This window comes from Spongiactinospora gelatinilytica, assembly GCF_003236385.1.
GTDB lineage: Bacteria > Actinomycetota > Actinomycetes > Streptosporangiales > Streptosporangiaceae > Spongiactinospora > Spongiactinospora gelatinilytica.
In genome coordinates, this window is record NZ_POUA01000462.1 from 1 (window position 1) to 5,134 (window position 5,134).

3 protein-coding genes and 1 pseudogene are annotated in these 5,134 nt (G+C 69.9%); 1 reads left to right on the plus strand and 3 read right to left on the minus strand.

Annotated features, from left to right (window positions below; all coding sequences use genetic code 11):
- Nucleotides 1-76: 76 nt before the first annotated feature.
- Nucleotides 77-310, minus strand: a complete 234-nt coding sequence (locus C1I98_RS34730; RefSeq protein WP_111171558.1) for a hypothetical protein — start codon at nt 308-310, stop codon at nt 77-79.
- Nucleotides 311-333: 23 nt separating this feature from the next.
- Entirely contained in the window at nt 334-1,356 is a 1,023-nt protein-coding gene (locus tag C1I98_RS34735; RefSeq protein ID WP_111171559.1) for a PHP domain-containing protein, read from the minus strand.
- 194 nt (nt 1,357-1,550) lie between these two features.
- On the opposite strand from C1I98_RS34735, the gene C1I98_RS34740 reads away from it, so the two are divergent.
- Nucleotides 1,551-4,862, plus strand: coding sequence for a glycosyl hydrolase family 18 protein (locus C1I98_RS34740; RefSeq protein WP_158558303.1), 3,312 nt, complete (start codon nt 1,551-1,553; stop codon nt 4,860-4,862).
- Between the two features lie 67 nt (nt 4,863-4,929).
- Here C1I98_RS34740 and C1I98_RS34745 read toward each other — a convergent pair.
- Nucleotides 4,930-5,134 (minus strand): annotated as a pseudogene (locus C1I98_RS34745) (epoxide hydrolase); the annotation flags it as partial.

A 5,134-nucleotide genomic window follows, 5' to 3' on the forward strand; every position in this document is an offset into this window, starting at 1 on the left:
GCCCGGTGAGCCCCGTGCCCGGCGACCAGCAGGTCGAACTCGGGCTGCCGGACGCCGGTGAAGCCGGGCCCGGGGCTCACCGGGCCACCGCCAGCCCGGCCCGGGCGTCGGCCAGCGCGCGGGCCAGCGTCGAGCGCAGGTCGTGCCGCAGGCCGTGGACCTCCTGCCCGAAGCGGACGGCCGCGGGGCCGAGCCAGGCGTCGTCGGCCAGCAGGCGGCAGGAGTCGTCGAGCGCCCGCCCGTGCTCGTCGGACATCCGCTGGATGCGGGCCACCACCGCCTCCATCGCCGTGCGATCCAGCCCATGCATAGACTACTCAGTGTAGCCATCACTCAACGATGTGTCAGGCCCTGCAGATTCGCGAGCGGCCAGGTGTTGATCACCCGGTCGGGACCGATGCCACAGCGGGCCGCGCGTTCGCAGCCGAAGCGCTGCCAGTCGAGCTGGCCAGGCGCGTGGGCGTCGGAGTCCAGGGCGAACAGGCAGTCCATCTCCCAGGCCAGGCGCATCAGGCGTTTGGGCGGGTCCTGCCGGTCGGGGCGGGAGTTGATCTCGACGGCCACGCCGTACCTGCGGCACGCCTCGAAGACCAGCTCGGCGTCGAACTCCGACTCCGGGCGCAGCCCGCCCCGGCGGCCTCCGGCGCGGACGATCCTGCCGGTGCAGTGGCCGAGCACGTCCACCCGGGGGTCGGCGATGGCGGTGACCATGCGCCTGGTCATCGCATGCCGATTCATCCGGAGCTGGGAGTGGACGCTGGCGACCACGATGTCGAGCCGGTCGAGCAGGTCGGGGTCCTGGTCGAGGGTGCCGTCGGGGTTGATGTCCACCTCGATGCCGGTGAGGACGCGAAACGGCGCGAGGCGGGAGTTCAGTTCGGCCACGGCGTCGAGCTGGCGGCGCAGCCGGGCGGGGGAAAGGCCGTTGGCGACGGTCAGCCGGGGCGAGTGGTCGGTCAGGGCCAGGTACTCGTGGCCGAGCGCGATGGCCGCCTCGGCCATCTCCTCGATCGGGGAGCCGCCGTCGGACCAGTCGGAGTGGCTGTGCAGGTCGCCGCGCAGGGCCGCGCGCAGCGCGGCGGCCTCGGTTTCGAGGTCGTCGCCCGCGGTGGCCTGGAGGCGGCGCAGGTACGTCGGCACGTCGCCCGCCAGCGCCTCGGTGACGGCCAGCGCGGTGACCTTGCCGATGCCGGGCAACGCGGCGAGGCCGCCCGCGCCGGCCAGCCGTTCCAACTCGTCGCGGGGCAGGTCGGCGACGACCGCGGCGGCGCGCCGGAAGGCACGCACGCGGTACGTCGGCTCGCCCGCCCGCTCCAGCAGAAAGGCGATGTCACGCAGGGCTTGGACCGGGTCCATGTGGCAAACGTACCGCCGCCGCCACAAGACCGCCCCCCACCGCAAAACTGCCCCTGCGGGGCGGGAGGGTCTTGCCCGGCACAGCGCGGGGAGCTACCTTTCCACTAACAATTAGGAAACTTTCCTAAATGTGCTCTCTATGTCCTGGGCTTTCACCGGTGAAAGACCCATACCCCCCGCGATGTGGAGCAACGATGGCGATCAGGCCGACAAGAGCGAGAAGCAGACCGGGAAGCAGGGCAGCGGCGCTGCTGGGCGCCCTGGCGCTGTTCCTTGGCATGGGGGTGGCGGCGACCGCCGTCCCCGCGGGCGCGGCGGCGGGACCGACCGCCGCCTGTAAGACCGCGCAGGACTGGGGCACCGGCGCCCAGTACACCTGCACGATCACCAATGGCGGCAGCGCGCAGTTGCCGAGCTGGAAGGTGGAGTTCGACCTCGCCTCGAACGTGCGCATGGGGTCGTACTGGGACGCCCTGCTCACCAGTTCCGGAACCCACCACACGTTCGCGAACCGGTCCTGGAACGGCGCGATCAACCCCGGCGCGTCGGTGTCCTTCGGCTTCCTGGTGACCTACAGCGGCACCCTCGGCGCGCCGGAGAACTGCAAGCTCAACGGCGAGTCGTGCGACGGCGTGCCCACCGACACCCCGCCCACCGCGCCGGGCAACCTGCGCACCACCGAGGTCACCCCGACCAGCGCGGCGCTCGCCTGGAACGCCTCGACCGACGACAAGGGCGTCAAGAACTACGACGTCCTGCGTGACGGCACCGTCGTCGCCACCGTCACCGGCACCACCGCCGACGTCACCGGCCTCACCCCCGAGACCACCTACAGCTTCACCGTCCGCGCCCGCGACACCGCCGACCAGCTCTCCCCGGCCAGCGCGGCACTCTCGGTGAAGACCCCCGACGACGGCGTGGACGACCCGCCCAGCCGGCCGGCCAACCTGCGCGGCAGTGAGATCAAGCCGACCAGCGCCAAGCTGACCTGGGACGCCTCCACCGACGACAAGGGCGTCAAGAACTACGACGTCCTGCGTGACGGCACCGTCGTCGCCACCGTCACCGCCACCACCACCACGGTCACCGGCCTCACGCCCAAGACCACCTACAGCTTCACCGTCCGCGCCCGCGACACCGCCGACCAGCTCTCGCCGATCAGCGCCGCGGTCTCGGTGACGACCCCGGACGAGGGCCAGGACGACCCGCCCACCCGGCCGGGCAACCTGCGCAGCACCAACACCACGTCCGACTCGGTCTCGCTGGCCTGGGACGCCTCCACCGACGACCACGGGGTGGCGGGCTATGACGTGCTCCAGGACGGCACCGCCGTCCAGGCCGTGACCGGCACCGCGACCACGATCAGCGGGCTCCCCGCGGGCACCTACAAGTACACGGTCCGCGCCAAGGACACCGCGGGCCAGGTGTCCCCGCTCAGCAACGAGATCTCCGTCACCATCGGCCAGAGCGGCGGCAACTGCCGTCCCGACGGCCTGTACCAGACCCCCGGCGTGAAGCCGCCTTACTGCCAGGTCTACGACAGCGACGGCCGGGAGAAGCTGGGCTCGGACCACAAGCGCCGGATCATCGGCTACTTCACGAGCTGGCGGGACGGCGCCAACGGCGCGCCGCGCTACCTGGCCAGCGACATCCCGTGGAACAAGATCACCCACATCAACTACGCGTTCGCGCACATCGACTCGCAGAACAAGGTGTCGGTGGGCGGCAACATCCCGACCAACCCGGCGATCGGCCGTGAGTGGCCGGGCGTGCCGGGCGCCGAGATGGACCCCGCGTACTCCTACAAGGGCCACTTCAACCTGCTCAACAAGTTCAAGAAGCAGCACCCGCACGTCAAGACGCTGGTCTCGATCGGCGGCTGGGCGGAGACCGGCGGCTACATCGACGACAACGGCAAGCGGGTCGCCTCCGGCGGCTTCTACACGATGGCCAGCACCGACGCCGGCATCAACACCTTCGCCGACTCGGTGGTGGACTTCGTCCGCAAGTACGGCTTCAACGGCGCCGACATCGACTACGAATACGCCACCTCGATGAACTACGCGGGCAACCCGGACGACTTCTCGTTCTCCAACCCGCGCAGGGCCACCCTGATGGGCCAGTACGTCAAGCTGATGAAGACGCTGCGGGAGAAGCTCGACGCCGCCAGCGCCGCCGACGGCAAGTACTACATGCTGACCGTCGCCGCCCCGGCCTCCGGCTGGCTGCTGCGCGGCCAGGAGAGCCACCAGATCACCCAGTACCTCGACTACATCAACATGATGACCTACGACCTGCACGGCGCCTGGAACCACTTCGTGGGCCCGAACGCCGCGCTGTTCGACGACGGCAAGGACATCGAGCAGGTCGACGGCGCCGTCTACAGCACCTACGGCATGGGCTACCTGAACACCGACTGGGCGGCGCACTACTTCCGCGGCGCGGTGCCGGCGGGCCGGATCAACATCGGCGTGCCGTACTACACGCGCGGCTGGCAGGGCGTCACCGGCGGCACGAACGGCCTGTGGGGCAAGGCGGCGCTGCCCGACCAGACCAAGTGCCCGCCGGGCACCGGCGGCACGGTCGGCTCGACCACACCGTGCGGCCACGGCGCGGTCGGCATCGACAACGTCTGGCACGACCTGGACAAGGACGGCAAGGAGGTGCTCGGCGGCGGTAACCCGATGTGGCACGCCAAGAACCTCCAGCAGGGCATCCAGGGCAGCTACATCCGTGACTACGGCCTGGACCCCGACGCCGACCCCGCCGACAAGCTGACCGGCACCTACACCCGCCACTACGACAACACCCTTGGCGCGCCCTGGCTGTGGAACGCGGGCAAGAAGGTGTTCCTCTCCACCGAGGACGACCAGTCGATCACCAAGAAGGCCGACTACGTGGTGGACAAGGGCCTCGGCGGCGTCATGATCTGGGAGCTGGCGGGCGACTACGCCTGGGACGCCTCCCGGAACAACGGGCAGGGCGAGTGGTTCATGGGCACCACGCTCACCTCGATCCTGTACGACAAGTTCAAGAACGCCACGCCGTACAAGCACCTGAAGACCGACCGGACCATGCCGTCCGAGACGGTGAACGTCAAGGCCGATCTGGTGAACTACCCGACAGGTGACTCCAACTACCCGATCACTCCCAAGCTCCGCATCACCAACAACTCCGGGCAGACCATCCCGGGCGGGGCGACGTTCACGTTCGAGTACGGCACCTCCGCCCCCGGCGACATGAGCCAGCAGTCCGGCTGGACGATGTCGGTGCAGCCCGGCCACACCGGCAACAACGTCGGCGGGCTGAAGGGCGACTTCCACCGCGTGACCCTCACCCTGCCGAGCTGGCAGACCATCGCCAACGGCGCGAGCGCCGAGGTGAACCTCAGTTACCGGCTGCCGATCGCGAGCCCGTCCAACTGGGTGCTCACGTTCGGCGGTAAGAGTTACGCCCTGACACAGGACTACCCGCGGTCCCTGCCCGCGAGCAGCGCCCGCAAGTGACCCACAACCGAGGTAAGTGATTCAGACGGGCCACCACTCCCACCTGGGGGTGGTGGCCCGGGCCTGTTCAGCGCTGGGTGCGGAAGAAGGCACGGATGTCGGCGACCAGCAGGTCGGGGGCCTGCAAGGAGGCGAAGTGGCCGCCGCGGTCGAACTCCGACCAGTGCGTGACCGTGTTGGACAGTTCGGCCAGGCCGCGGATCGCGGCGTCGCCGGCGAAGTTGGCCACGCCCGTCGGCACCGGTGACGGCTCGGGACGCACCCCCCAGCCC

Coding starts and splice junctions, on each gene's coding strand:
- C1I98_RS34730 (WP_111171558.1), bottom strand. CDS start 310: ATGCATGGGCTGGATCGCACGGCGATGGAGGCGGTGGTGGCCCGCATC.
- C1I98_RS34735 (WP_111171559.1), bottom strand. CDS start 1,356: ATGGACCCGGTCCAAGCCCTGCGTGACATCGCCTTTCTGCTGGAGCGG.
- C1I98_RS34740 (WP_158558303.1), top strand. CDS start 1,551: ATGGCGATCAGGCCGACAAGAGCGAGAAGCAGACCGGGAAGCAGGGCA.